General features: G+C 52.4%; 16 protein-coding genes and 2 pseudogenes. 3 read left to right on the forward strand and 15 right to left on the reverse strand.

What is annotated here, in order from left to right; all coding sequences use genetic code 11:
- Positions 1–68: 68 nt before the first annotated feature.
- On the forward strand, positions 69–1,667 hold the full coding sequence (locus tag BJJ97_RS21650; RefSeq protein WP_095995275.1) for a sensor domain-containing diguanylate cyclase: 1,599 nt from the start codon (positions 69–71) through the stop codon (positions 1,665–1,667).
- A 264-nt stretch (positions 1,668–1,931) separates the two neighbouring features.
- Here the strand turns inward: BJJ97_RS21650 and BJJ97_RS21655 are convergent, their stop codons facing one another.
- Together BJJ97_RS21655 and BJJ97_RS21660 are read right to left on the reverse strand one after the other, a co-directional pair.
- Positions 1,932–3,134: an MFS transporter gene (locus tag BJJ97_RS21655; RefSeq protein WP_095995276.1), complete on the reverse strand. Its 1,203-nt coding sequence runs from the start codon at positions 3,132–3,134 to the stop codon at positions 1,932–1,934.
- 115 nt (positions 3,135–3,249) lie between these two features.
- On the reverse strand, positions 3,250–4,131 hold the full coding sequence (locus BJJ97_RS21660) for a LysR family transcriptional regulator (protein ID WP_095995277.1): 882 nt from the start codon (positions 4,129–4,131) through the stop codon (positions 3,250–3,252).
- Between the two features lie 212 nt (positions 4,132–4,343).
- On the opposite strand from BJJ97_RS21660, the gene grxB reads away from it, so the two are divergent.
- A complete protein-coding gene (gene grxB, locus BJJ97_RS21665; protein WP_095995278.1) occupies positions 4,344–4,979 on the forward strand; it encodes a glutaredoxin 2 in 636 nt (211 codons plus the stop codon).
- Between the two features lie 98 nt (positions 4,980–5,077).
- On the opposite strand, the gene BJJ97_RS21670 is transcribed toward grxB, so the two are convergent.
- The 4 genes and pseudogenes from BJJ97_RS21670 to BJJ97_RS21685 form a co-directional block, all read right to left on the reverse strand.
- Positions 5,078–5,500 (reverse strand): bacteriocin immunity protein, encoded by a 423-nt coding sequence (locus tag BJJ97_RS21670; protein WP_095995279.1) that lies wholly within the window; start codon positions 5,498–5,500, stop codon positions 5,078–5,080.
- A gap of 286 nt (positions 5,501–5,786) precedes the next feature.
- On the reverse strand, positions 5,787–6,746 hold the full coding sequence (gene pvcA, locus BJJ97_RS21675; RefSeq protein WP_405083397.1) for an L-tyrosine isonitrile synthase: 960 nt from the start codon (positions 6,744–6,746) through the stop codon (positions 5,787–5,789).
- Between the two features lie 749 nt (positions 6,747–7,495).
- Positions 7,496–7,846, reverse strand: a complete 351-nt coding sequence (locus tag BJJ97_RS21680) for a hypothetical protein (RefSeq protein WP_095995281.1) — start codon at positions 7,844–7,846, stop codon at positions 7,496–7,498.
- 4 nt (positions 7,847–7,850) lie between these two features.
- Positions 7,851–10,217, reverse strand: a pseudogene (locus BJJ97_RS21685) (RHS repeat-associated core domain-containing protein); the annotation flags it as partial.
- On the opposite strand from BJJ97_RS21685, the pseudogene BJJ97_RS21690 reads away from it, so the two are divergent.
- A pseudogene (locus BJJ97_RS21690) lies at positions 10,199–10,360 on the forward strand (SymE family type I addiction module toxin); the annotation flags it as partial. The pseudogenes BJJ97_RS21685 and BJJ97_RS21690 overlap by 19 nt on opposite strands.
- Positions 10,361–10,421: 61 nt before the next feature.
- Here BJJ97_RS21690 and BJJ97_RS21695 read toward each other — a convergent pair.
- The 9 genes from BJJ97_RS21695 to BJJ97_RS21735 all read right to left on the reverse strand — a co-directional run bounded on the left by BJJ97_RS21695 (position 10,422) and on the right by BJJ97_RS21735 (position 24,995).
- Complete coding sequence (locus BJJ97_RS21695) at positions 10,422–10,805, reverse strand: hypothetical protein (RefSeq protein WP_095995282.1); 384 nt, start codon at positions 10,803–10,805, stop codon at positions 10,422–10,424.
- Positions 10,802–16,126, reverse strand: coding sequence for an RHS repeat-associated core domain-containing protein (locus BJJ97_RS21700; RefSeq protein ID WP_095995283.1), 5,325 nt, complete (start codon positions 16,124–16,126; stop codon positions 10,802–10,804). Before BJJ97_RS21700 ends, BJJ97_RS21695 begins: the two co-directional genes overlap by 4 nt.
- A 20-nt stretch (positions 16,127–16,146) precedes the next feature.
- Complete coding sequence (locus tag BJJ97_RS21705; protein ID WP_095995284.1) at positions 16,147–17,064, reverse strand: DUF4123 domain-containing protein; 918 nt, start codon at positions 17,062–17,064, stop codon at positions 16,147–16,149.
- Entirely contained in the window at positions 17,061–18,017 is a 957-nt protein-coding gene (locus BJJ97_RS21710) for a DUF4123 domain-containing protein (protein WP_095995285.1), read from the reverse strand. The genes BJJ97_RS21705 and BJJ97_RS21710 overlap by 4 nt, the downstream gene beginning before the upstream one ends.
- A gap of 158 nt (positions 18,018–18,175) precedes the next feature.
- On the reverse strand, positions 18,176–18,874 hold the full coding sequence (locus BJJ97_RS21715) for an ankyrin repeat domain-containing protein (protein ID WP_095995424.1): 699 nt from the start codon (positions 18,872–18,874) through the stop codon (positions 18,176–18,178).
- 80 nt (positions 18,875–18,954) lie between these two features.
- The gene (locus BJJ97_RS21720) at positions 18,955–20,325 is read right to left on the reverse strand and encodes a PAAR domain-containing protein (RefSeq protein WP_095995286.1); all 1,371 of its coding nucleotides are present in this window, start codon (positions 20,323–20,325) and stop codon (positions 18,955–18,957) included.
- Positions 20,326–20,334: 9 nt separating this feature from the next.
- A complete protein-coding gene (locus BJJ97_RS21725) occupies positions 20,335–22,371 on the reverse strand; it encodes a type VI secretion system Vgr family protein (protein ID WP_095995287.1) in 2,037 nt (678 codons plus the stop codon).
- A gap of 196 nt (positions 22,372–22,567) precedes the next feature.
- Positions 22,568–23,086, reverse strand: a complete 519-nt coding sequence (locus tag BJJ97_RS21730) for an Hcp family type VI secretion system effector (protein ID WP_039317969.1) — start codon at positions 23,084–23,086, stop codon at positions 22,568–22,570.
- A 553-nt stretch (positions 23,087–23,639) separates the two neighbouring features.
- Positions 23,640–24,995: a tetratricopeptide repeat protein gene (locus BJJ97_RS21735; protein ID WP_095995288.1), complete on the reverse strand. Its 1,356-nt coding sequence runs from the start codon at positions 24,993–24,995 to the stop codon at positions 23,640–23,642.
- Positions 24,996–25,018: the final 23 nt, after the last annotated feature.

Raw genomic sequence — 25,018 nt, forward strand, 5'->3', positions numbered from 1 at the left:
TGCCCGTGTTACATAACAAAAAGAAAGCGTTACTTTGCTTACCTAGCGGAAAATAGGTGCGGCCAACAATGAAAATAAAAAAACGATTCCCAATCAATTTGCGTTCACTCATTTTATCTCTCGCGATTATCAGCATGATCATCACGCTGACCAATGCCTATGTTGCTGTTTATAATGTACAAAAAAAGCTCATTACCGATCAGATACTGAGTTCAAACCTTAACTATTCTTCCAAGTTAGCGGCGACCACAGAAAGTTTTTTATCTTCGTCACTGCAGGAGCTGGCTTACAGCGCGATGTCGATAGCGGACAGTTTTAATGACGATGCGACGCTACTGGAAAAAAGTGAGCAGACATACCGCATGAGCCAGAGTTTTAACTCTATTTTCGTTGCGGATACCCAGAATCAGATACATGCGGTTTACCCAACCTCGCTGAACCTGAAAGGAAGCACTCTGACCTCTGATGCCAGCAAACTGGCGCTCGTGGAACAAAAACCGTTAATCAGCCAGCCTTATATTTCTGTTACGGGAAATTTGATCGTGCTGGTTTCCTCCCCGATAAAAGACAAACAGGGAAATTATCTCGGTTACATCGGCGGAACCATTTATTTAAAAAATCAAAGCGTCTTAAACGAATTCATGAACACCCATTTCTATAACGATTACTCCAGCGTTTACGTGATCGATAAAAGTGGGATTGTTCTCTATCATCAGGATAAGCAGTGGGTCGGCAAGCCCGTCAGCGACGAGAGAATTAAAAACGCGCTTCATAACAAGAAGAGTGGCACCGCCGCGATGCCCGATATGAAAGGTACGCCGTCTTTGGCGGGTTTTGATACGGTCAATTCATCCGGCTGGATCATCATTACTTTGCACCCTTCTCAAACCGTTATCGATTTGCTCAGCAGCGTGATGCGTTCCGTTGTATACGAAGGTGCCCCGGTAATGGCATTAACGCTTATCGCGCTCACCCTACTCGCCTTCTATATCGCCAACCCTCTGCGCTTGCTGGCGGTTTCTGCCAGTAAAATGGAGGAGTCCGGCGTGATTGAAAAAATCAAGAAAGTCCCCTCCTGGTATTTTGAGGTTGAGCAGCTAAAACGCGTCATTCTTTTCGGTACCCTGCTGCTGCACAAGCGGATTGGCAAACTGAGTTTGCAGGCCCACACCGATCCACTCACCGGATTACTCAATCGCCGTGGTATCTATGAAAACATTGAACTCATTCTGTCGAAGAGTAATCAGGTTGCCGCCATCGTAATTGATATCGACCATTTCAAACGCGTGAATGATACCTACGGACACAATATCGGCGATGACGTCATCAGGCTGTTGGCGAAAAATATAAAACAGGGCTCGCGTGAATCCGATCTGATTTGCCGCACTGGCGGAGAGGAATTCCTCGCACTTCTGCCCGATACGGACATGACGCAGGCCGCTGATATTGCCGAACGGCTGCGTAAAAAAGTGGAAAAAATGCCGCTGCCAATTCCTGAGAACATCACGATTTCACTCGGCGTCACCTGTTTTATTCCGGGAATGGAGCAGATCGATAGCGTCTTGAAAATCGCGGACGACGCCCTCTATCAGGCCAAGCATGAAGGCAGAAACCGAGTCGTTATCAAAGTCGCTTCCGATCATTCAGTTAGTCACGACACGGAATAGACACGCTCAACACGAATCTCGCGAGCGAGAAAGCAGGCAAAAAAAAACCCGCACAAGGCGGGCCAAGGTCATTCTAATGACAGGGATGGTTAACTAACACAACACTCACAGAGATGTGAGGTACTGACAAGGGATGGAAGGACTATAGCAAGCCAAATGTATAGTATTGTCATCAGCAAGTAAGGTTAATCTACCGGTTGTAAAACAACATTGGTAATACTTCCCAGCCACCCTGGCTGGCTATTTCAGCCTGTTTTCCCCCGTTCACAATGACGCTTTTTGGGTTTTCATCAGCGCAACCAGCAGCGCCATGATTGTCAGAACGCTGGCTAGCCCTCCGACCATCAACCATCCTCCCTGATGCCATGCGACCATCGCAACTGAGGAGCCAGCGGCGCCCCCCAGAAACATACCGCCCATGAATACGGTATTGATCCGGCCTCTGACCGCTTCACCGAGCCCGTAAATCACATGTTGATTGGCAATTAACGCACTTTGTACGCCGAGATCGAGCAGGACAACACCGATAATCAGGCCAATAATGGAATCGAAACCGATGAATATTGCCCATGAGAGCAGTGTCAGCAGCGCACCAGCAATCACAACTGGGCGACTGCCGACGCTATCGGCCAGCCTTCCCGCCAGCGGAGCCGCAAAAATCCCCGCGACGCCAATCACGCCGAACAGGCCCGCGGCGGCGGCGCCCATTTGAAAACGTCCGCTTTCCAGATACAGCGCAAGCACACTCCAGAACGCGCTGAACGATGCAAACAGCAGCGCCTGAATTAGCGTGGCCTTACGCAATGCGCGTTCATCCTGCCACAGCGTTACCAGCGAACGCATCAGCTCACGGTAACGAACGGTTTGATTCGATGGTGAAGCCAGTAACATTCTTCCCATTGCCCACGCGCCCGCTAACGCCAGCGGCACGCTCAGCCAGAACATCGCCCGCCAGCCCGCACTTTCCGCCACTAGTCCCGCAATCGTACGGCTAAGCAGAATGCCGCTTAATAGTCCGCTCATCACCGTTCCGACAATCGCGCCGCGCTGTTTCGCATCGGCAAGTGCCGCCGCAGCCGGAACAATCTGCTGTGCGGCGGTCGCCCCAAAACCGATGAGCAGCGACGCACCTAATAACGCGACAGCCGATGTCGACAAGGCCGCAAATGCAGAAGCCAGTGCCAACATCAAAAATTGCCACACGATCAGCCGACGGCGGTCAAACTTATCGCCGAGCGGAACCAGCAGTAGTAGCCCCAAGGCATAGCCCAGTTGCGTCACGGTTGGAATCAGCGAGATTGCCCCGTTCGACGTAAAGCTTTCGCCGATCACGCCCAGCATCGGTTGGTTGTAATAGATATTGGCAACAGAAATACCACTGGCTGCCGCCATTGAGAAAATCAATACGTTGCCGGGAGCCTGCTGCGTTCTGATATCGGCTTCGCTGGATAATGTGCTCATCATCATACCTGTCTGTGTGTTTCCTGCCGGAAGTCGGCAGGTGATGAGCAGAGCATAAGACGTCGCACTCATTCCCACTAGAGAGGTAAAATGGATATCAGCTATTCCAAAGAGGAATATATTAGGAGAAAAGACGCTGGACGAAATCGGTAAAAATTCTGGCGCGTGCTGATGTCATGCGACCTCCAGGGTAGACAGCCCACAGATCCATTTTACCCAGCGACCATGAATCCAGCGCGGTGACGACTTGCCCGCTTTCAAGCTCTGGTGCAAACATCCATTCCGACGCCACAATCAGTCCTACACCAGATAGCACCGCTGCACGCACGCCTTCCGCCGCAGAAACACGGATACGCCCATTGGGGAATACTGTGGTCTGTGTTCCACCCTGAGAAAAAATCCAGCGATCGGTTCTCTCTCCCTGCAAATAGATGACGGCAGGATACGCAACCAGAACGTCAGGAGAAGCTGGCACACCATGACGCGCAAAATAGTCAGGGGTCGCCAGCAGGCGCATGGAACACGATGCTAAGCGCTGGGCAATCAGGCTTGAATCCTTCATGTCGCCCAAACGCAGTGCCACATCAATGCCTTCCGCAATCAGATCGATCGGGCGATCGTCCAGAATGACATCAATATTTAGTTGGGGATGCTCGGCCATGAATTCATGGAGCCGCGGTATGATGAGCTGTCTGGCAAACGTCACGGGTGCACTGATGCGTAGCCGCCCAGACAGCGCAGCGCTTCCGCTAACCACATGCTCTTGAGCATCCCCCAGTACCTTTAACGCCGGGGCGATTTGCTCATAAAAATTTTGCCCGGCTTCTGTCGGCGTCAGCCCTCGGGTAGAGCGGAGCAGCAGCGGCGTTGCCAACTGATTTTCAAGCTGCATGATCGCTTTGGACACCGCAGGCTGCCCAATACCGAGCCTGCGAGACGCTGCGGAAAACGACCCCGTTTCAAAAACGCAGATAAATGTTTCCAGCGCGCTCAGGCGATCCATGTTTCTCTTCCGCAAAGGGGTTTCACTGCATCATACAGTAATCTGGTACGGGTCACGCGATTCACACCGCGCCCTTCCTTCCCCTGCCATCGCCATCTTCAGGCACATTCTCTTTACCGCCGACCGCATCAGGTATTACTCTGATGGCATGACTTGTCATGTCAGGGCTGGCAAACTTTTGCCGCCTTTTTCAAAATCTTACGAGGCGATGCATGAAACTTTTCATTTACGAACACTGCCCATTCTGCGTCAGAGCCAGAATGATTTTTGGTCTGAAAGATCTGCCTGTTGAGCAATCCGTCATTATGGAAGGCGACATCGACACGCCAACGCGTATGGTGGGTCGCAAAGTGGTGCCGATCCTGCAGAAAGAAGATGGCAGCTTCATGCCGGAAAGCATGGATATCGTCCACTATGTCGACAGCAAGCAAGCGCCGTTAATCGCCGACAAACCGGTTGATGCTGAGATTGAAGCCTGGTGTAAGTCCGTTTCCAGTGCGGTGTTTAACCTTGCGGTTCCCCGTTTTACGAAAGCCGATTTCAAAGAGCTTTCCACGCCAGAGGCGCGTCATGCTTACATCCTGCGCGAAGAAAAAGCCTTCGGCGATCTGGATGCACTGCTCGCGAAAACGCCGGAACTGATTGCGGAAGTGGAGCAGAAACTCGAGGTGCTGGAGCCGCGTCTGGCAAACGTCAGCACCATTTCCACCACCGACTTTATTCTGTTCCCGATCTTACTGTCGCTCACGATCGTGAAGGGCGTACAGTTTGGCCCTAACGTTCACGCGTACCTTGAGCGTGTCTCAACAGCCAGCAAGGTCGACTTGTTGACCGATAAAGCGCTGTAAAACAGCAAGAATAGAAACAACAAAGGAGCGGCTTATAGCGGCTCCTTATTTTTAGCAACGTCCGGATAACGTCGTTCGTTTACCGATATCAATCAGGATTATTGATCCTTGGGATAAAGTTCACATCCTTCTACGTCGTGTTCAAGCTCGATCACTGAATACGCCTGAGTATTTTTCGTTTTCTTTATCAGGAAAGGACTTGTCGAAAAGTAACTCCCAATCTGGGCATCATCCACGAAACAGGCAATGATCTCCTTTTCATTTTCCGAGATAATACGCAGTGAATACGTCCAACTGCCATCTGTGTCTGTTGCTCCTGCCCAGTCTTTTTCCTGGCTAAACACATAATCACCAGTATCTTTCAGCAGCGTCCCCTTAGGGAAATGTTTCGGTCCAAAAGAACTGAGGAAAGTAGTCACATCCAAATGCTTCAGCACCGTCAGCGCATCCGTTTTTGTTGCCGCAAAACCGGTCTGGGGAATCATCGATACTGAAAAAATCACGGCCAAAAATAGTTTCATTTACTGCAACCCTGCGATAGAACATCCGTGCGCGTATTCTATTTTAAAAACACAATTCGCAATAGCATTATGGGGCACGGTTTCACCCCATAACGCGTGGCGGATTTCAGCACGTTACTACGATGAAACTGCGACATAAAATCATTCCAGTGACACAAGGATAACCCTACTCCATCGGCCTCCGCCTGCTCACGGAACAATGCGCCGCTAAACAGCGTGACATCGTTCCCCTGCTCAACCAAATAGCGAGCGTGTCTCAGTGAACGATAAGACGAGGACAGTACGCTTATGCCATATCAGGCTGTTTAACTAAGTAATGGCTAGGCGTACCGCGGATCTCCACAACCTCACCGTCCAACTGCTGTGCATCCATATTCTTCATGAGCACAAACTGCCCATTAACATTGGCAGCAACACCATGCCAGGGCGTCAACCAGTCGTCCTTCGTGGGCATCATATGAATACCCAGTTTCAGGCTGTCCGAAGGCTGAGGGTGAATAGACAATCGGATGGCGTCTGGAAATTGTTCAGCAAGCAGATTGCCCCACGCCCAGCTGCGTTGGATCACGCTACACGCGCGTTTTTTGGCATCCTTCTGTAACGCCGCATTAGAGCCGGTATAGTCAGGCCGCAGGCTATCCTCATAGAGAAAGCGGGTTATTGAACGATAAAGCTGCAAGCCTTCTTCGCTCTGCATGAGCTGCGCCTTGATCTCCTCTTCTGACTCGGCGTAATCCTCAACCAGCCGCCGACGAAGATGATCATAGTCAGCAGTGAGTGCTGCCATATTCTCTACATCCTTAAGATTAAAGACGCTGAGATGAACAGCACCCAACTCATGCAGCAAATTTTCAATCTCATCCTGATAGGTGTTAATCGTTTCGTCGCTGGTCCCAATCAGGTCACCAAATACATGTCCATCCGAGCAAATACGGATGTGTGCACCTGCTGGGTAATAAAGCTGAATACGCTGACATAACGAATTCAGGAAGATCAAGGACAACCGTTCCGCCATATCCGGCACTCTACCCAGCACTTTATAGGGGTTCGGAGATTTAACTGGAAACGCAGGCAGAATAAGTTCAATACGGTGACCTTTTTCAACAAAAGCACGAATTCTGGGTAATTGAACCTGAGTCACCTGAGACTCTTCTTCACTAATTGATTTCGTCGATTGGGTAAATCTACGCCGATATTGAATTAACTCACTTAATATTAGCGATGAAACTAATTCATTATTCATCATATACAAAACAACCTTATTACTTTACATTAATTTTAAAAAATGAATAAACTGCATAGCAGTGGCGTAGAAACAATAGAATAAAACCCTTACGCGAATACAATAAAAAAACTGAATGACATATTCAGTTTTTTTATTTATTTCGCTAACAATAATTTAGAACATAAATTAGCATAATAAGAATTAAGAAAGTAATTATTAAAAACGAGGATAAGTGACGATGGATCTGCTGCTAGCAGCGGCGGCAGTGCAGATAGGATCAGTGGGTAGTGGAGAACAGATTCTGAAGAGAGCAGGCATAACAGAACGGGAAAACGAATCTGTCGCTAGCGATTAAGGCGTTACCTGACGGGAGAGAGACTTGGGTAAAACTAGGGGATGTTGGCGTAATGGGTTGAGTGGTTTGGGGGAGATTTTTTCTTATGATCATCAATCACTATTATTTTTATATTATTCACCTTTCAATTCACTTAATCGCTGCTAGCTATTTTACATGACTAAATTAGACGTTCCAGCACGTCATTCATTCCGACGCCCACTCCTTACGCTGCAACAGCGCTGTCGAGTTCCATTCAGGAATAATGTACAACCTGTTGCAAATAGGTTTGAACAGCATTACCTGAATGCCCGTGAATGTGACGGTAGAACGCGGCAGGATTATTATTGAGATTCGAGATTAATTTATAAACACTGACCAGACCATAAAATAAAAAAGCCGGAAGAATCGTGTGATCGCTTCCAGATTTTGTTATCTAATTATAAATACCTTTATCTTCTGCCTTTTCAATGAAAAGATCTTGTAACTCACCTTGAATTTCTTCATCGCCATAAACTAGCTTAAAGTCGTTATCTATCCCAGGCGAAAAATGAGAACCATCAATAGTTCCTAATATTATTGACGCTGTATCTGTAATGGTTATTTTAAAAAAATTAAAAATATTTTCTTTATCTTCATCACTAAGTTGTGACAAAACTCTCCTAGCTTTAGCATAAACGTCAACACCTTCATCAGGCACTTTACTCAAAGCATTTTTATAACGAACGAAATTACCTTCAAGTATTTCATTAAATATCGAATCAACAAACTTTTCATTACTAAGCATAAGGTTACCTCCCAAAGTTATTATATCTAACTTCTGGATATTTCAATTTATTTAAATCAATTAACTCACGTAACTTAGCATTTGGAACATCAGGATAAACCCTTCTAAGTTTTTTAATATCTCTGGCAATAAGATCCCTAGCCGAAGTGAACGGTTTCTCTGTTGTCGGATTTATTTTACTTCTTGATACTATTCCAACACCTTCCTTAGAAAGAGTATGGCCTTCTTTAGGAACTAATATTGAGGGAGCAGTCTTAGGATCGTAATCTTTTACCAGATCTTTCATTATTGCTTTTTGACCAACATGGTGAGCATCTAATCCAAGATCCTGTCCCTTCACTGAACTTCGTAGATCTTCATAACTCCCCACATCCCATTTTTCAGGGCACTTACTACTTAAACCAAGAGGGTCAATCCAACAAAAAGGATTATTTACATATCCCTGTGGTCTCAGGCCACCAAGTAACCCTATCGGGTCCGGTGACAGATACTGTCCGCTCTCTGCATCATAGTAACGATGCCGGTTGTAGTAAAGCCCCGTTTCCGCATCGTACAGTTGTCCCTGATAGCGCAGCTCGCAGTACACCTCTTCGTTCGCCGCATCGCCCAGGTAGCGTCGTAGTGGGATAGGCCGTCGCTCTTCGCGGTGGGCCCCCCACAGCCCCTGTTCCCCGCGCCAGCGGACTTCTCCTTCCTCGCTGCACAGCTCTCTGGCGGTTCCCGTCAGGTCGGTCACGATGTAGTGCAGCTGCGTACTGTCGCCCTGCGCCTCCACCTGTGCCAGCGGCCGGAAGCTCCCCGGCTCGTACACCCACTGCACTTCCCGCGCCGCCGACCCGTCTGCCCGGTAGTGCTGCTGACCTATCAGCTGGTCACCGTCCCACCGGTAGGCTACCCGCGCTACCGCCTGTGCTGAAGGGAGTTGTCCCTCGCGCACTTTACTGACTCTGCGACCAAACGCATCGTAACGATACCGCCACCGTGCTCCGTCTGGCAGGTTCACCCGTACCAGCCGGTCCTGCACGTCCCAGTCAAAGTACGTTTCCTTTGGCCTGAACCCCGGCCGCGTTTCCCGCTTCATCGCCAGACGCCCGCAGTCGTCATACCGGTATTGCGTATGGCCCCGCTCGATGACCCGGCCCGCCGCATCATACCGCGCCGACACCTGCACCACCGCGTTCTGCACCTTCAGCGTCTCACCCAGACCCGGCGCTATCTGCGACACCTCGCACAGGTTCTGTTCGCTGTCGTAACCAAACAACCGCGCCTGACGCCGCCGTCCCTCATCACGGCGCTCCGCCGTCACCTGGCCAGTTCCGTTCAGCCGGAATGCCTGCTCGCCCCAGTGACTGTCGCTGATACCCGTCAGACGGTCCAGCACATCGTACTGGTAGCGCCGCTCCAGCACGTCATTCACCCGGCCATCCGCGCCTTCCAGCGCCTGACGCTGCAGCAGCCCTGTTGGACTCCACTCGTGGCGTAATGCAAATCCGCTACCGTTAGTGCGCCGCTGCTCTTCGCCCGCCGCCGTGTGGCTGAGCTGCAGCGGCTGGTGTGAGCCGATACCCAGCGACGACAGCCGCCCCGACTGCCACGCCAGCTGCAGCGGGGCCAGAATCCCTTCCACCACCGCACGCTGACCGCCTGCATCGTAACTGCTCTGCACCGCCTCGCCGTTCACCGTTTCCGATGTGACCTGACCCGCCCGGTTATAGGCGTATTCCACCACCGCATCCGGGCTGGCCGCTTTGGTCAGCCGACCAGCCACGTCATACGCCAGTTCGGTAATGCCGTCGGTTTCCCCGTCCGCTTTCTGTGCGGTGATGCGCGCTATCCGCCCTGCCGCATCATGCTCGTAATGCAGTGCGCTCCCGTCCGGCGCGGTGCGCTGCACCAGGCGGTCTGCCACATCGTACTGATAGCGGTACACCCGCCCGTCGTAATGCCGCTCCTCACTCAACCGACCGCTGCCGTCAAAGCCGTACGTCCAGTCCCGCCCCTGACTATTCGTCACCCCGGCGAACTCCGCTTCCGCATTGTAGTGGTAGCGGACTGTCGCCCCCAGCGGGTCCGTCGCCTCCAGCAGGTTATCGAACGCCCCGTAGCGGAACTGGTAACGCTGACCCAGCGCATCCGTCACCGCCGTCAGGTTACCTTCCACGTCGTAACCAAACCGCGTCTCGCTGCCGTCTTCATACACCACTTTCGACGGAGACTCGCGCATGCCGTCATACTCCCAGCGCCGCACCTGCACACCAGCCTCATGCCCGATATGTCGCTCCGTCAGGCGGTCAAGGTCGTCATAGCGGAACGCTACCGGCGGTGCATTATCCCGCTCAAGGCTGCTCAGCAGGCCACGAGACCGAAGGTGCTGACTGGGTGGGGGATGACGGCGAGTTAACACTGGCGGGCGACTGGCTCACCCTGAGCGGGTTACTCGGCCAGCCGTTAATAATTGAGGTGCTGCCCGACAGGATAATTATTCGGGCAGAGTTGGAGACTATGCTGGCGTAATAATACTGACAGGTAAAAATAAAATAGCCGGAAGGATCGTAAGATCACTTCCGGATTTTATTTATTTGATAAAATATGCTAAACGCTCACCTAGTTTCAAATCTTCTCTCTTATAATAAAAAACAGTATCAAAATTAATGGATATATATTTCCCTATTACCTTAAACGTAAAGTCATCATCTGAATAGAACTCAACAATAAATTCATCACCTGAATGATTTTTAGATATTTTAATAAAATCATCATTCACATCACATGGCCAGTCCAATACCCCTTGAACAAATGATGGTAATTCAATGATTATTTCCAACGTGTGGTAGTATGATAGATCATCACTCCCAACAATAATTAGACGTTCTCGATCATATAAAAAAACAGAGAAATCCAACCAGCTTTGCTTCCAATCATGCTCTTTTATAGTGGATGCTAAATCTTTTTCTTTCATGGAATTACTCCATTAGGCAAAGGAATATGTGTGCTATTTGCCGCGATAGGATCATAATTTGGATTAGGAAAATTCGGATTTGTTTTCAAAATAGAAGTATGGTGCCACGCACCATCAGATGAACCATATTCCCAACCATATCCTTGATTCGTTGATGGATTCACACCCATTTGATTTCTCCCCACCCTAAAAATAGGCCCATTAGCCGAATTACTTCCTAAAGGAGCATTAGGATTTATATCATGCGCCCTTACTTCGTATTTATAATTCCCCGCTGAGAATTTCTCTTTAAAATTGTTCGGATAATCTTGTCCTGACAAACCTTGTCTATGTAATGAATAATCAAATATTTCCTGAGGTGATGCGTTCTTAATTGCAGCATGAGCCTCAGATGCATTCATACCTTTAGAACGATTGTATTTATACCAATCATATAAATCGGGGCAAGCAGCTAAACCTAGAGGGTCAACCCATTCTAATGGGTTATGCACATACCCCTGTGGTCTGCGGCCTCCCAGCAGCCCTATCGGGTCCGGTGACAGATACTGCCCGCTCTCCGCATCATAGTAACGATGCCGGTTGTAGTAAAGCCCCGTTTCCGCATCGTACAGTTGCCCCTGATAGCGCAACTCGCAGTACACTTCCTCGTTTGCTGCATCCCCCAGGTAGCGACGCAGCGGGATAGGCCGGCGCTCTTCGCGGTGGGCGCCCCACAGTCCCTGTTCGCCGCGCCAGTGGACTTCCCCTTCCTCACTGCACAGCTCTCTGGCGGTCCCCGTCAGGTCAGTGACGATGTAGTGCAATTGCGTGCTGTCGCCCTGTGCCTCCACCTGTGCCAGCGGCCGGAAGCTTCCCGGCTCGTACACCCACTGCACTTCCCGCGCCGCTGAGCCGTCTGCCCGGTACTGCTGCTGACCAATCAGCTGGTCACCGTCCCACCGGTACGCTACCCGCGCTACCGCCTGCGCCGACGGGAGTTGTCCCTCGCGCACCTTACTGACTCTGCGCCCAAACGCATCGTAACGATACCGCCACCGCGCCCCGTCCGGCAAACTCACCCGTACCAGCCGGTCCTGCACATCCCAGTCGAAATACGTTTCCTTTGGCCTGAACCCCGGCCGCGTTTCCCGCTTCATCGCCAGACGCCCGCAGTCGTCATACCGGTATTGCGTATGCCCCCGCTCGACTACCCGACCCGCTGCATCGTACCGCGCCGACGCCTGTACCACCGCATCCTGTACCTTCAGCGTCTCACCCAGACCCGGCGCTATCTGCGACACCTCGCACAGATTCTGTTCGCTGTCGTAGCCAAACAGCCGCGCTTGACGCCGCCGTCCCTCATCACGGCGCTCCGCCGTCACCTGACCGGCTCCGTTCAGCCGGAATGCCTGTTCACCCCAGTGGCTGTCGCTGATGCCCGTCAGACGGTCCAGCACATCGTACTGGTAGCGCCGCTCCAGCACGTCATTCACCCGACCGTCCGCGCCCTCCAGCGCCTGACGCTGCAGCAGCCCTGTCGGACTCCACTCGTGGCGTAATGCAAACCCGCTGCCGTTACTGCGCCGCTGCTCTTCGCCCGCCGCCGTGTGACTGAACTGCAGCGGCTGGTGTGAACCGATACCCAGCGACGACAGCCGCCCCGACTGCCACGCCAGCTGCAGCGGGGCCAGAATCCCTTCCACCACCGCACGCTGACCGCCCGCATCGTAACCGCTCTGCACCGCCTCGCCGTTCACCGTTTCCGATGTGACCTGACCCGCCCGGTTATAGGCGTATTCCACCACCGCATCAGGACTGGCGGCTTTGGTCAGCCGACCGACCACGTCATACGCCAGTTCGGTAATGCCGTCCGTTTCCCCGTCCGCTTTCTGTGCCGTGATGCGCGTTATCCGCCCTGCCGCATCATGCTCGTAATGCAGTGCACTGCCGTCCGGCGCGGTGCGCTGCACCAGACGGTCTGCCACATCGTACTGATAGCGGTACACCCGCCCGTCGTAATGCCGCTCCTCACTCAGCCGTCCGCTGGCGTCAAAGTCGTACGTCCAGTCCCGCCCCTGACTGTTCGTCACCCCGGCAAACTCCGCTTCCGCATTATAGTGGTAGCGCACCGTCGCCCCCAGCGGGTCCGTCGCCTCCAGCAGGTTATCGAACGCCCCGTAGCGGAACTGGTAGCGCTGACCCAGCGCATCCGTCACCGCCGTCAGGTTACCTTCCACGTCGTAACCAAACCGCGTCTCGCTGCCATCTTCGTACACCACTTTCGACGGTGACTCGCGCACGCCGTCATACTCCCAGCGCCGCACCTGCACGCCCGCCTCATGCCCGATATGTCGCTCCGTCAGGCGGTCAAGGTCGTCATAGCGGAACGCTACCGGCGGTGCATTATCCCGCTCAAGGCTGCTCAGCAGGCCACGGCGGTTATACTGATAACGCTGCAGCACGCCGTCCGGGCCTATCACTGTCGACAGTTGCCCCGTTTCACCATAGCGATACAGCCACTCGCGCCCTTCCGGGTCGTTTACTTCAACAACCTGCCCGGCAGCATTACGCTGGTAATGCCATTCGCTGCCCAGCGGGTCGATATAAGCCAGCAGTTGTCCGTTATCGTCATACGTATATTGATGCGTCGCGCCGTCAGGCAGAGTAACTTCAGTCACCTGCCCCCAGTCATTGCGCTGATACGCCGTGCGGCCACCTAGCGGGTCGGTCTCTGCCACCAGTTGGTTGTCCACCCACTCGAACCGGGTCTCGCCGCCGTCAGGCATACGTTTTGACAGAATATTATTACGCTCATCGCGCACATAGCTGAATACCCCGCCAAACCCGCTGTGGTAATGGCTGGTCAAGGTGTCATCGTCGTATTCAAAGTGACCCGGCCAGTAGCCTTCGGAGGTTCTGTCCCGGATGGCGCGGCCTTTTTTATCGTAGTCATGCTCAACCCAGGTCGAACCTAAATCCGACCAGCGCAGCAGCCAGCCTTCCGGTGAGTAGCGATAGTCAAAGTTGTGCCCTTCATCCGCCCGTACGCTCAGTAAATGCCCATGGTCGTCATAGGTATAGCTGGCCAGCGTTTTTAATGGCTGATGCTGCGGGGTACATAGCGTGAGTGTCGTGATCCTTTGGTGTTCCGATGTGACGTGAATCAAACGCCCGTCCGCCAGCGCAACCCAACGCAGTTCACCCAACACCCACTCGAAAGTCACTCGATGGCCCGCAGCATCGTCAATCGACGTCAGACAAAGCTGGAGACCGAGCGCATATTCAAACCGATAGCGCAGGCCACCGACATGTTGAAGCACCAGTTCACCCTGTTGCCGGGTCAACCGCCATTGTGGGTTTGACGATGAGCGACTGATCTCCCCCTCATTGGGCAGGGCGAAGAATGCCTGATTGAATTCGCCATCCGTTAGCGTAGCCACCCCGTTGTTAAGCGTCAGGCTGATATCCCAGTTAGTGCGCCACAGTGTCCCCAGCAAACCGGGGTGACGTTTTCCTGTGGAACGATAGTAGCGTTGCAGTGAAAGTGGCAGCGGACTACTTACCTGAAGATCGGTGCGCTGCTCCACCACCGCACCGGTTGCCATATCGACCGGATCGCCGTTTTGCTCACCTTTCTTCGGGTCAGTTTTCGTCTCCCCGTTTTCTGTCTTTGCTTTTTCCTGGGCAGCAGTAGCACCATCATTAGGGGGAGTTCTGGCGCCGGGCGTTACATTCTCGGCACCAGTGGGCGTTTGAACGGTTTTCCCGTCATCTGACGGGTTTTTATTCTCATCTGAGGCATGTCGCCCATGATCGGAAGACTTATTTTTTTGATTATTATCGCCCGTTTTGGGCTGAGGCTTATCCTGAGCATTTGGCGTGTCCGTCGGGGGAGAATGAGGTTGCTTAGGTGGTGTATGTGAGGTTGGAGAAGCAGGTGGAGAACTCGTCGAATTTTTTCCCCCTTTAGCGGCCATGCCGACTTTATTCTTACCGCCTCCCAAAAATACTCCTATTGCCGGTATCATACTGGCCTCAGCCATCGTCAAGCCACCAGGTCTTTCTACCCGTTGATTAAATTCAGTAATTTCCTCTTCAGTACGGTAGTCTCCCGATCCGCCCTTTTGCACAGTCATCGCAGATAATTCACAGCTCCCTTTAGGCCGCGCACTTCCAATAACCTGCGTCATGATTTGGGGAATAAATTCAGCAAACTCGGCTTCAATCAATGCCGTCACGATGGTAAAAATTGCGATTAATTTTTCGAGCACATCCACCATGGCTCGGAAACTGTCGGCCATCAGCGCGACTATCCAACTGCGCTCACCAGAAACACCTTTCACCAGTAGGTCCAGTGCCTCTTTGATGGTTTTCAGTATTTCTTTCCCTTTATCAGCATAAATTCTGATATCAGAACGTATGCCCGTCAGCCAGGTGACTATATTCCCGTTACTCAAATGGCGAATAATCTGAGTGGCTTCCTCAATATCCTGCTGCTTATTGCCTTTAGCGCCTTTCAGCTTCCGCAAGGCTTGCGTAATGGCATTTCCACTGACTTTTAGCGCATCCCCGACGCCAGGAACAAAGCCAATGACACACAGCACCCCGTCAATTTGGTGCATGGTGTCGTTCAATAAGTTAGGATTTTTATAGCTATACCAACACCATTGCCCAAGGAAGTAGACATCCATCGACTGTCCAACTACGGGAACACAGCCCAGTATGACCTCACAGAGCAGCAGAACGGCATTATCAACACTGGATGCCTTACTTGCCACCTCCGCCGACATTCGATGTTGAACTCGACGGATTTCCCGTTGGAGTTCACCATCATCTCTATGCAACTGCTTTTCCAATTCCCAGAAACGCTTCAACGCCGGTTTATATTGCTCCGGTATATCGCTCAGCGGCATCCTCACAGACTGCTGGACGGAGCCATACTCCACGATCCCTTGCACTCTCAGGATGACGAACAGGGAAAAATATTCTCCGGCAAAACTCGCATAGGCAGGGTTAGACATCAAAACGGGGTTGTTTTCCACCGTTTTCTTAGGGTCGAACGTATCGCTGCCTTCCCCCAAAAGCAGCTCATACGTGCGACACCCCATGTCATGGATGAAAAACATGCCGTTCTCGTCGGTTTTACCCCTTATTTTGTGGTTATTGCTATCGGTTAGCTGAAAAGGGGCATTCGGGATGGGTTCACCTGAATCGTAATGGTAACGCACCAATATTTCGCAGCCACAGGTTGTACATCCCCCTGAAATCTTATTATCCGTAGTGAAATTACGCTTTGCGGCATCCCCGCTGGCAGCTAACGCGCTGCTTTTATCCTGACTCATGAAATGACGTCCTTTTTATTTTATGCTTCGTCCAGGTGGTCAATAGCGGCCTGATACAGGCGATCCATACGGCTTTGCGTGCCAATGTATTCAGGCTGTACCAGAATGTTTTTTGCCCAGGGCTGATGCATGAATTCCGGCGAGAGTTCTGTCGCCAGTGCCAGCCAGCGCACGATATCGCGGTCGTTGTTAAAGCCGCTGTTCCTCGCCTGTTCCGCCTGCTGATGGGCAAACGCCTGTAGCTCATCAGCAGGTGCGTTTTGCCAGTCAGCATGGTAAGCACGCAGATGTTCCATATAGCGCGCCAGATTGTGATGTCCGTAAGGCACCATGATGGCTTGCCATTGCTCGTCACTCAGCTGGCGCGGCAGGATGTCTGGAATGGAGTGCGGTTCGCGGGCGGTGAGGTTTAAGGCATGTACCGCGCCGTCAGGGGAAATGTCGCAGAAGCTTGCTATCGGGCCATAGAGTGCACAGGCTTCTTGTGCGGAACTGGCGGATAACAGCTGATTCACCACCTGCCAGTCGCCTACACGCAGGATGGCATTCTCCCCGGAAGGTGAAGTCACCAGGCTCCACTGTCGCAGATGTTTCGTCACCTCAAGCAGTTGATCAAGTGGTGAATATGCCTGCATAAACCATTCCAGCTGTAGCCCCATTCCCCAGCCAGGTTGGGTGACTATGTGTTCTTTCACCTGCGACCAGTTAGCGGCATGAAGCGGAATGCAATAGGGCGATACCGAGGCATGAACGCGCCCCGCTTCTCCCCAGTACAAACGCGTCTGCTCCAGGCTGCCCCCCCAGCGTTCGGCCAGCCACGGCACGGCATCGTTCATCGACGCTTCGGCGATAACAAAACAGCCGCCCTGAGCGATACGCGTTTGCCAGACCGCGTCATCTTCCGGCAGCAGTTCAAGGAAAGGTTGCGATACACTCACAGCGTGACCTCCGGTATGTCAGGTAACTCTCCCCGCATCCAACCGGGGCGATGGTAATTAAGCTGCACACTCTCAATACGTTCAGGCTCAGATTTAAAAATCCGAATACTGTCCGCGATCGAATAACGTTCAGTCAGATGAATAAAGATTGGGTGCAAATAGAATTCACTGCCGAGCACCCAGCGATGAGCAGACCAGGCTTCACATTCCGCTTCGCTGGCTTTCGGATAATAGTTTCCGGCTAATACAATACCGCTAATAAAGCGTGCTTTTACTATTTCAATATCCAGAAGAAAAACACACTGCGCGCTGACAAAAAGAAACAGTTCATTCGCTAATCGGTGCAGGCGATTATCATTAGCGAGAAAGTAATATTGATAGTGCGTTAAAGTAATGTGGTATATCTGATTAATGTCGTTCTTGTTTTCTTTATTAACATCCTGCTGTGCGAATAGTTTATATTCCCCACGTTCGCTATTCACGATGGGCAAATACAGGTTATTCAGCGGGCCGAGAAAATCCATTTGCGCAGCAAGATCCAGAGTGGACCACCAGGCCGATAAAACGTCTGGTACATAGCTACGAAATAGCGCTCGTGTGCCATCAGGCCAGAGACAGGAAATGCGCTGTTGCCAAAAATCAGCCACCTGCTGCAATGTCAGTTCGCCATGCATGAGAATTACACCACCATGCCGCTCCGGCTGTGTCTCAAGCAGCCAGTGCAGCAGTGTTTCTCCTGGTTTGCCTTCTTCTATTTTCACCACAATAGGCGCCCACATCTGCCAGTTTTCGGCATCTTTGCCAAAATGCAGCTGTTGCCATATATCCGACGCCGCAGGTTGAAAAGCCTGCCAATATTCAGGTAATTTGGGATAATTCAACGGCGAGATAATAGCGAACAAAGGTGCATTAAACTGGCTGATTTCAAACAGGGTATAACCGTTTGCCATCATCGTTATTTGCCTGTAAATAAATGAGATAATTTTTAATACGATGAGCGTGTATTCATCACAGCAGCAACGACCCAATAATCACGCAGATTATCGGGTCGAGACATGCCGTTTATTTTTATGACGCAAAATGGATAATAAAACGGAGAATAAAAATAAAACTAGACTGGCAGTCCTTTTTCCCAACGATCCCGAACTTCAGCAGGTGACAGCGGTGGAAATTTAACGCCGCGATCCAGTAACAGCTGTTTTACCTTTAGTGCCCAAGGGTAGTGAGGCGATTTAGGAGACATAATGGATAAGCTGTCATCCACGGTAAAAGCGAGATTACTGCCTGTATCATCATAAATATTACTCTCTGCGCCGTGTTCTATCAGCCAATATGCAACTTCATATTTATTCAGATAAGCAGCATAGTGGGCGCTGTTTACTTTGGAACCATCAACGAGGTTCAAATCAGCGCCCCGCTCTACGAGTAATTTGATATCGGCCCAGCGCTCCTCACCAATAGCACTAAATATTGCAGGCTGGCCACGACGCCCAATCGCATTCGGGTCGCCTCCCGCATCCAGAATAATACGCAGCCAGTCAGGGTCTTTCGCGCCCGCTACGGAATTGACGGCGCTATCGCCAAAGCCGTCTTTATAGTTTGGATCGACGCCCAGTTTAAGCGCCAGCGTGACGGCCTTTTTATCCTTCGTTTCATAAATCAGCCACAGCAGCGGCGTGATGCCTTCTTTGCCATGAATATTCAGGTTAACGCCCTGCGACAGCTGATGACGGGCTGCTGATTCGTCACCTTTTTGAATACTTTCCAGTACCGCCACCACAGGGGGCTCAAAAAGTTCATTCGCCCGCATACTGTGTCCTCCCGCCTGACAAGCGGTTAATAATCCCAGAATAACGACGCCTACCCATTTTATACGTGCCAACCATTGCATTATATTCCCCTGAATGTATTGGTTATCTTCCCGATATCTTCCTTTTTCTGGCTTTCAATACCCGCAATCACCTGATCCATACCGTGGCGAGCAATCGGCGAGCCGCCGACTGCGGGAAGTGCCATCATATCACCGCTTGCTTTCGGCAGGCCCCCTTCCAACAGTTTTGCTACACCGATGACTCCTCCGAGCGCAGCACCAGCGGCTCCGCCAATCAATGCGCCCGCACCGGATAGCAAACCCGGAATCAAAGCCTTGCCATAGGTTTGTGCCATGGTTAATACCTCACCATCGACCGCCTGCGTCGTTATCAGCGAGGCCGTTTTCGCCAAATCGGCACCACCTGCACGCGACACGGTATTGTTATGCAAACCCGCAGCATTAAAGGTATAGCCGGGTAATCCGGTGACGCCAACGCCAGCCGATGCTAAACCACCGCCTAATGAATGCCCCACGATGACAGGTGGCGGAGAAAGAACGTTTTTTACCCGCTTTGCCAAATACATGGCCTGATTGTATTGATCCGTCTCCAATCCCATACCTTGCCCAGCGTTAGTCAACCAGTCTTTAACGCCTGTCACCGCATTATTGGTGCCCCGGTAGGTCAACATCGTTTCGCCATTAATTGCTGATTTGAACAAAGCAGAACCAAACCCTGTTTTCTTGTCCATAAAATCATTGTCTGTCAGGCCAGGAAGCTTACTCGTATCCAGAATATCCAGCCCAACTGGCGCCTTAGGCAGTTTATCCAGCACGCCTCGTCGGAATTCATCGACCGAATAAACATACTGAGCCGCTTCGGCGCGTAAGATACTGTCGTTATTAAACGCCAGCCGCTTTGCCGCATCGGCTAACCCCGGCAGCGTCGCTGCTTCAGTCGCCAACTTGGCACGCGCCAGATAACGATCTTTACGCTGGGCGACGGTGAGTAAGTCATCAAGAATGGGCAACTCGGCGACCGACGCCCACTCCATTAACGTCGGCAACAGCATTGGCGTCAATGCCAACAAGGGCGCGCGACTTTTTGCCGATTGTTCGGCGCACGGTTTTACTGGGGATTGATAGGGCGAATCGCCAATGATCACATTCCCGCTGCCAGCAGCAACCGAGCCGCCGCAGCCGATCGCATCACCGATACGCGCAGCCAGCTTCCCATTGATGATGACCGTACCGGAGCCCGCGGATATCGCACGGCTGTGCACGCCGTGGGGCACATTCGGGCAGGGGCAAGCGTGGAGTAAAACCGCATCGCTTTTACGGGCGGCCGGTTTGCCATTGATAATGACATCACCGCTGCCTTCAATAATCGGGGTGGCGGGGAAACAGCCGTGACCCGCGCAGCTGTCACCTAAACGTGCAGCACCTGGCATAGTTCCTCCTTAACGTCTGTCTGGCGCATCGGGCAGCGTAGGCTTCGTCGGATCTTCTGGCGTAATTGATACTGGCGCAGTCCCTACGCCAGCCGCACCACCATCGTTGATCTTCACAATCGTCCCGGAAATCGTGACGCCCGCGCTATCAATCTTGATGAAGCCACCAGGCGCTTTGATGGTCAGAGCCTGCCCCGCTTCCAGCACGATATCCGCAGCTTTCAGGTAGCTGTCCGTATTAACCAGAACACGCTGATGCGCGCCGATCAGCGTCTCTTCAGAGCCTGACATCGTGGTCTGACGGCTCCCTTCGATATGGGTAATCTCTCCCCCGCCGATGAAACGCTTGAACGAAGCACCAATCTTCTGAATAAAACTCCGACCAATTTCCTGATGATGATCCTGACCGATGTTTTCAAAATCATCCTTGCCTATCGTTCGATGGCGGTGACGCGTGACCCGTTGGAACTGATCCTGATCCACGCTGAGGTGCTGATCGCGCCCTACGCTCTGCCGCTGGATGTTGTTGATAACACCATCCATATCTTTCTGAGCGTGATAGTAAATTTGTTCACGCGTCGCCTCATCCTCAAAACGCAGTTCGTTGAAGCCACTGCCTTTATGGGTATCGGTACGCAGCGTCGTGCGCGTTTTATGTGCCGGTAAAACGTACGGCGTCGGGTTGGTCGCGTGGAAGGTTCGCCCGGTGATAATCGGCTGATCTGGATCGCCTTCGAGGAAACTGACGATCACTTCATGGCCGATACGCGGGATAGCAATCATGCCGTACTGGCCGCCTGCCCAGCCCTGACTGACGCGTACCCAGCAGGAACTCTGGTCATTGCTCGCGCCGTAGCGATCCCACGGGAATTGCAGTTTTACCCGACCATACTGGTCGCAGTAGATTTCTTCCCCCGTCGGGCCGACGACAGTCGCGATTTGCGGGCCATCCACCATCGGTTTGTATGGCATGGCTGCACGCCATGTCGTCGTGCCTTTCACCACCGCAAAACTGTTGCTCATGGTCGTCGGTTCGCCGCCGCTTTCCTCTTCCAGCGCCTGCGGCTGTTGCCCGACGTGCGTCACGCTCACCGTCTGCCACACTGCATTCAGCGTCACATTCGGGTGCTCCGTCAGGGTGAAGGTGTTGCCCGGCATCAGCCCGGCGCAGTTGGATTCCCCTTCGCTCGTCACCGCCCCTGAGCGCAGCGCATCCAGCCGGTAGCCGCTGAATGCCTTGCCGCTCGGGTCTTGCTTATAGCGGCCCGGATAGTCGTAATGCTGATAGCTTTCGCGCTGGTGCTCCAGCTCGCCGCTCATTTTCTTGTGCGACAGCCCGTAAGCCGGCGTCTTGAAGCTGTAGTCCTTCAACTCGACTTCGGCCGTACTCACCCGCTCTGCGTAGTGGAAGCGCCGGACATATTCGCCCTCACTCAGCCCTTGTGTAGCCAGATTGAAGAACAGCTCAGGGCCTTTGGTCAGTGCACCCGCATCGTCGGCAAACACCACCCGGTGTTTACCCTCTTCGTATTCGTGGAAGAAATACATTCCCTCCTCAGCGGCCAGCCGGGTGATAAAGGCTAAATCGCTTTCCCGATACTGTACGCAATATTCGCGCACCGCGTGCTCGTTGCGCAGCGCAAAGGCGTAGTCGGTGATACCGGCTTCTTCCAGCAGGGCACCGATAATCGCTTCCGGCTTCTGCGCCTGAAAGATGCGGGCGTTGGTACGCAACCCCAGTCGCCACAGGGCTGGACGGACTTCCACCTGATAGCGCGTGCGCCGGAATCCGGTGTCGCCCTGCGTGAAGCCACTGATAATCCCGCTGACGCGACGTTTCAGTTCGCCTTCATACCAAATCATCAGCTCGCACGGCTGGTCCAGCACCGCGCCGAAATCGACATCCGGCAACGCGCTCGCCAGACTCAGCGACAGGCTGAAAGGCCGGTTCAGCCCTTCATCCAGCCTGAAATCCACCACCGCGAAAGTGCCTGCTTCCAGGGCACCGACCTTTACGGTGAACTGTAATCCTGTACTGTTTGCCACCCGTCCTCTCCTTCTTCCTTCGCCGTTGCCATGGCTACCGCACGCCTCGGGTTCCCCCGGAGCGGCACGTCGCTATCCTGATTAAAATAAAAACCTGAGCTGTGGTCTGAGTCTGCTCACGCCACAGTTCATGTTGATAAAGCATCACGTTGAGAAAAACGCAGAAAACCCGGGACAAGCCCGGGTTCGGTGGGAATTACGCTTCGACTGGTGCACGCCAGTCATCGGAGCCGGACGTCCCGGCAACGGTGTGCTCCCAATCGATTTTGCGGTAGGCCAGCGACACTTCGATCAGTTGGGTGTAGTCCAGTTTGGACGGATCCTGGCAGTGTGGCATTTTGCAGTCGATGTCAACGATGGTGGCATCGGTCAGCACGGTAGAGAAGAAGTGCTCTTGCTTACCTTCAACCGACGTGCGGTACCATTTCAGGGTCACGGTCGGCAGCATTTCGCCGGATGCCAAAGAGTTGTACATCAGCGGAACGGCTTTGTTCAGCGCGACGGTGAATTTGAACGGTTTGTGCACACGCTGGCCAGACGGCTGACCAGACTGTGGGTCGGTTGGTACGGTGACGATGTGTTTGAATTCCTGTACCAGCATTTCGTCTTCGTGGCCTTCCACATAGATGTTGCCGACAGAATCAGACGTGAAAGCACCCGCGGTGATGTTGCCCTGAGTTTTACCTTCGATGCTGATATAGCATGGAGTTGGCATAGTCTTGCTCCTTGTTGTTGAACGGAATGAGTTATTGAACAGAATGAGTAACTTCACCGTCTGTATAGCAATTCACATGCCAAAAATTATCTTTATGTTTTATAAAGGAATTCCCCTAACACAAACTCCCCTTAAGTAAAATTTGAGCAAGAAGTTGCGCAGACTTCCTAAATCGTTTGCAGACATTGCGCAAAAAGTGATTTACACCAGAAAGTGAGCAAGAAGTTGCGCAGAATGCGCAGTTATGCTGAAAGTTTGAGTTAGCGATGAATTAATGAAATGAATAACCGATAGGAATCGTGCTTATTAATAGCAAAAAACTATATTTGGCGATAAATCGCTCATTTTCATAACAATAAGAGTAAGCAGTCACTTACGTTTTTTATGAAAAATAGGAACGGAAAAGTCAGGACATCCCGTAATGAAAAGAGTCATAAAAACAAAAAAAAGCGGGTGTTGCTATCACGCAACACCCGCCTGTTATTGCCACTCTTTATTCCACGACTTATTCCACGACAATCCGACTTACGCCACGATGATCCACCACCACGGATTACTCTGTTTTCCCCGATGACCAGTGCATCGCCAACCGCTGCCCGGCTTTGATTTCATCCGGCTGCATCGTCGCTTCCAGATCGTTACGCGCATGAATGGCTTCGCTCATCCCCTCCGTCGCCGCCATCGCGTACCAGGCGTAAGCATGAATACGATTGCGAGAGGCACCCAGCCCATCCTGACGCATCATCCCCATACGATATTGAGCCATACGGTTACCGTCATTCGCCGCCAGACGGTACTGCTTCATCGCCTCAACATAATCCTCTTTGCCGCCTTGCCCCAGCCGCAGCATCTCGCCATAGGCCAGACGGGATTCAGTGTCTCCTGCTGATGCCGCTTTGGCATATTCTTCACGCGCACGCGCGAACTCGCTCGCTGTAAATAACCGCTCACCCAATTCGCGTTGCGCTCGGATATAGCCCGCAGAGGAAGCCTGCACCAGATACTGTTCGCGCTTTTCATGGGTTGTCTGGATCTGGCTGAGCAAATAATCGGCCTCGCCCGATCCGCCAGACGCGGCACGCTCCAGCCAATAACGCGCCTTTTGCTCATCCCAAGGTAAGCGCTTACCTTCACGGTATGCCTTGCCCAGCCAAAGCTGTGCTTCGGCATCGCCTGATGAGGCGGATTTTTGATACCAGTTCAACGCATTTTCGCCATCTTCGTGCCGCGCCATCCACAGCTGCGCCTGTGCCTGACCCAGCGTCGCCGCACGGAAATACCAGCGCTCAGCCAGATCGCGACGGATAACCACACCTTTACCCTGCTCGTAGCGCTGCGCCAGCTGATACTGCGCATCTCGATTGCCGAGTTCAGAGGCTTTCAGCAGCCACGATACGGCATCTTTTTCGCCGCCCGCATGCGTCGCGTGCCACTGGGCAACGATCAGTTGCGCGGGCGGATAGCCATTTGCCGCAGAGGATTCAAATGCACTCAGGCATGCCGCCACCAGCTTTCCCTGATGCTGAACCTGACAGTCCATGCCAAGCCGATGCCCCGCTTCGCCATTTCCCAAACGCGAGGACGTTGTCCACCACTGGCGAGCAGACGGGCTGTTCTTGGGCGCACCCAACCCTGCCTGATACCAGTCGCCAACCTGAAGCGCTGCGGCCGCACGCAGTTCCTGATTGCCCGGAAGCTCAGACAGGCCAGATGCCTTCTGCATCCACTGCATCGCCTCGGTGTACTGCGAGCGCGTGGCTAGCGTCTTTGCCAACTGATATTGCGCTTCGCCGTTTCCCCGATTCGCTGACGCCGCCAGTTCTGTTTCAGACAGCGACGTGACCGGCGCCTGACATGACGCCAGCCAGCAGGCCGACAGGACTATCATTAATTTTTTGTATTTCATCATGTGCTCAGCGTTTTCCCTTCACG

This window comes from Pectobacterium polaris (genome assembly GCF_002307355.1).
In the GTDB taxonomy this organism is placed as follows: Bacteria; Pseudomonadota; Gammaproteobacteria; order Enterobacterales; family Enterobacteriaceae; genus Pectobacterium; species Pectobacterium polare.